4 protein-coding genes and 1 pseudogene are annotated in these 3,563 nt (G+C 72.9%); 3 read left to right on the top strand and 2 right to left on the bottom strand.

The genetic code is table 11. The features are described 5' to 3' along the window. Positions 1-283: pseudogene (locus D180_RS18765) on the top strand (MFS transporter); the annotation flags it as partial. A gap of 144 nt (positions 284-427) precedes the next feature. Here D180_RS18765 and D180_RS18760 read toward each other — a convergent pair. Continuing rightward, complete coding sequence (locus tag D180_RS18760; protein WP_017913996.1) at positions 428-1,228, bottom strand: ABC transporter substrate-binding protein; 801 nt, start codon at positions 1,226-1,228, stop codon at positions 428-430. Positions 1,229-1,298: 70 nt separating this feature from the next. Further along, positions 1,299-1,898 (bottom strand): pyridoxamine 5'-phosphate oxidase, encoded by a 600-nt coding sequence (gene pdxH, locus D180_RS18755; protein WP_017910874.1) that lies wholly within the window; start codon positions 1,896-1,898, stop codon positions 1,299-1,301. Positions 1,899-2,031: 133 nt separating this feature from the next. Between pdxH and D180_RS18750 the strand changes: the two genes are divergently transcribed. Further along, entirely contained in the window at positions 2,032-2,574 is a 543-nt protein-coding gene (locus tag D180_RS18750; RefSeq protein WP_017910873.1) for a shikimate kinase, read from the top strand. Beyond that, positions 2,571-3,563, top strand: a 993-nt coding sequence (aroB, locus tag D180_RS18745) for a 3-dehydroquinate synthase (RefSeq protein WP_017913995.1), incomplete at its 3' end; no start/stop codon positions are given. The genes D180_RS18750 and aroB, both read left to right, overlap by 4 nt.

The raw sequence follows: 3,563 nt of genomic DNA, 5'->3' as shown, positions 1-3,563 counted from the left end.
CGGCTGGACCGCGACCGGCCTGGGCATGGGCCTGATCTACCCGACCCTGGCGGTGCTGACCCTGACCCTGTCGCCGCCGGCGCGGCAGGGCCGCAACAGTTCGGCGCTGCAGTTGAGCGAGGCGATTGCGGTGGCGACCACGCTGGCGGTCGGCGGCTCGCTGTTCGCCGCGCTGCTGGCGTACTCGGCCGCTGCGGCCTACCTGTCGACTTTCGCCGTCGCCGCGCTGATGGCCTTGCTCGGCCTGGGCATCGCCGGCCGTACCCAGCCGGCGCCGGGCTAACGGAATCGTCGCGTCCGGCGCCCGCCGCGGCGTGGTGGCGTACGCCACAAGCAGGATCGAGGAAGAGGCGGTCCGTTCGCGGGGCGATGCCGCGGCGACGCACGGACGTCGCGCCGGTTCGGCTCTTGGTCTGGAGGGCCCGCCCTAGCGCGCGCCCACTCCCCTGGCCCAGGCCTGGATGATGTCGGCGATGGCGCGCACGCCGTCGGTGAGCGCGGCCGGCCCCGGCTGCAGGATCAGCGGCGACTTGATCTCGAACAGCTGCCCGTCGCGCACCGCCGGAATCGCCGACCAGCCAGGCCGCGCGGCGACGCGCTCGGGACGGAAGCGCTTGCCGCACCAGGAGCCGAGGATGATGTCCGGCGCGCGCCGCACCACCTCGTCGCCGTTTGCCAGGATCCGCGCCTTGGCCAGCGGCTGCACCGACAGTTCCGGGAACACATCGTCGCCGCCGGCGATGCCCACCAGTTCGGCCACCCAGCGGATCCCGGTGATGATGGGCTCGTCCCATTCCTCCAGGTACACCCGCGGCCGCCGCGGCAAGGCGGCGGCCTGTGCGGCGATGGCGTCGAGGCCGCGCTGCAGTTCGTCGGCGTAGGCATTGGCGCGTGGCCCGGCGCCGACCAGCGCGCCGAGCCGGCGGATGTAGTCGAGGATGCCGTCGACGCTGCGATGGTTGGCGATCCACACCTCCACGCCGTGCCGTACCAGTTCGGCGGCGATGTCGGCCTGGATGTCGGAGAAGCCGATGGCGAGGTCCGGCTGCAGCTTGAGGATCTCGCCGATCTTGGCGCTGGTGAAGGCGCTGACCTTGGGCTTGTCGCGGCGCGCCTGCGGCGGGCGCACGGTGAAGCCGCTGATGCCGACGATGCGCTGCTGTTCGCCGAGCGCGTACAGCGTCTCGGTCGGCTCTTCGGTCAGGCAGACGATGCGCTGCGGGCCCACGCTCAGTACGCCCCGCCCGAGCACGCGCGCACCGCGGCGGTGGTGCCGCGACAGACCGGGCCGGCGCCGCTCACGGGAACAGCATCCGCTTGCTCCAGTGGCCGGCGGCGTCGGCCTCGTAGCGCCAGCGCTCGTGCAGACGGTACTTGGCGCCGTACCAGAACTCGAAACTGCGCGGCACCACGCGGAACCCGCCCCAGCCGTCCGGGCGCGGCACCTCGCGGCCCTCGAAGGTGGCCTCGGCCTTGGCCACGCGTTCCTCGAATTCCTCGCGCGAGGCCAGCGTGCGCGACTGCGCCGAGGCCCAGGCGCCGATCTGGCTCATGCGCGGGCGCGAGGCGAAATAGGCATCGGCCTCGGCCGCGGCGACCAGTTGCACCTCGCCGTCGATGCGCACCTGCACCCCGTCCTCGCGCATGCGCCGCCACAGGAACAGCAGCGAGGCCTGCGGATTGGCCTGCAACTCGCGGCCCTTCTGGCTGTCCAGGTGGGTGTAGAACACGAAACCACGCGCATCGTAGGCCTTCAGCAGCACCACCCGCGACGACGGGCGCGCCTCCAGCGTGGCCGAGGACACGACCATGGCGTTGTATTCGGCCTCGTCGCTGGTGCGCGCCTCGGCGAACAGGTCGGCGAACGTGGACAGGGCTTCGGCGTAGAGATCGGGCATGGCGACAGGCACTCGGCGGACGATGCGCCATTGTCGCGCCATGCACCGCGCGACGCACGCCTCGCCGCGCAAGGCCCCGCGCACGCGCCCGCGCGGCGCGCGGGGCGGCGTCGGTCTCTGCTAGCATCGGCGGATGAATCCCGCCCCCAACCTGGTGCTGGTCGGCCCGATGGGCGCCGGCAAGAGCGTCATCGGTCGCCGCCTGGCCGAGCGCTTCGGCCTGGTCTTCGTCGACAGCGACCAGACCATCGTCGAGCGCACCGGCGCCAGCATCGCCTCGCTGTTCGAACACGCCGGCGAAGCCGGTTTCCGCGAGCACGAGCGCGCGGTGCTGGAAAGCATCCTGAGCACGCCCGGCCACCTGATCTCCACCGGCGGCGGCGCCGTGCTCAACGCCGACAGCCGCCGCGAGATGCGCGAGCACGGCTTCGTGGTGTACCTGCGGGTGGGCGTGGCCGCGCAACTGCAGCGCCTGCACCGCGACCGCAGCCGCCCGCTGCTGCAGCGTGGCGACCGCGAGCAGGTGCTGCGCGACCTGCACGCGGTGCGCGAACCGCTGTACCGAGAGGTCGCCGACCTGATCCTGGACACCGACCACTTCACCCCGGCCGAGGCCACCGCGCAGCTGGTCGTGCGCCTGGCCGCGTCGTGGAAACTTCCGGAACCCACTGCATGACCGCAGCATCGCGCACGGTCCAGGTCGCTGGCGACCCGGCCTACACCATCCACATCGGCCCCGGCCTGCTCGACGACGGCGCCGCCCTCGCCGCGCACGTGCGCGGCCGCCATGTGCTGCTGCTCAGCGACAGCCAGGTGGCGCCGCTGTATGCCGCGCAGGTTCGCAGCGCGCTGCTGGCGGCACGCCCGGAGTTGCAGATCGGCGACTTCATGATCCCCGCCGGCGAGGCCTCCAAGACCCTGGACCACTTCGCCGCGGCGATCGCCGCGCTGGCCGCCCTGGGCGCCACCCGCGACGCCTGCGTGCTGGCGCTGGGCGGCGGCGTGGTCGGCGACCTAGCCGGCTTCGCCGCCGCCTGCTGGATGCGCGGCGTGGATTGCGTGCAACTGCCGACCACGCTGCTGGCGATGGTCGATTCCTCGGTCGGCGGCAAGACCGCGGTGGACATCCCGCAGGGCAAGAACCTGGTCGGCGCCTTCCATCCGCCGCGCGCGGTGCTGGCCGACACCGCCACGCTGCGCAGCCTGCCGCCGCGCGAACTGCGCGCCGGGCTGGCCGAGGTGATCAAGTACGGCGCCATCCGCGACCCGCTGTTCTTCGAATGGCTGCATGCCGAACGCCGCGCGCTGCTGGCCGGCGAGCCGGCCGCACTGGCGCAGGCGATCGCGCGCAGCTGCGAGCACAAGGCCGAGATCGTCGCCCGCGATCCGCTGGAAAAGGGCGAGCGCGCCCTGCTCAACCTCGGCCACACCTTCGGCCACGCCATCGAGACCGAACAGGGCTACGGCGCCCCGGACAACGCCAACCTCAACCACGGCGAAGCGGTGGCGGTGGGCATGGTGCTGGCCGCCGAGCTGTCGGCGCGGCTGGGCATGGCCAGCGCGCAGGACACCGCGCAGCTGCGCGCGCTGCTGCACGACTTCGGCTTGCCCACCGCGCTGCCGGCCGGGCTGGCGCCCGAGGCGCTGCTGGCGCGCATGCGGCTG

The sequence above is a fragment of the Xanthomonas sp. SHU 166 genome, from assembly GCF_000364685.1.
In the GTDB taxonomy this organism is placed as follows: Bacteria; Pseudomonadota; Gammaproteobacteria; order Xanthomonadales; family Xanthomonadaceae; genus Xanthomonas_A; species Xanthomonas_A sontii.
Note: the sequence above shows the minus strand (reverse complement) of the source record. Positions and strands in the feature narration are given on the sequence as shown.

Excerpts from the sequence above, each read along its gene's own strand:
- pdxH (WP_017910874.1), bottom strand. The coding sequence starts at position 1,898 with ATGCCCGATCTCTACGCCGAAGCCCTGTCCACGTTCGCCGACCTGTTC.
- D180_RS18750 (WP_017910873.1), top strand. The coding sequence starts at position 2,032 with ATGAATCCCGCCCCCAACCTGGTGCTGGTCGGCCCGATGGGCGCCGGC.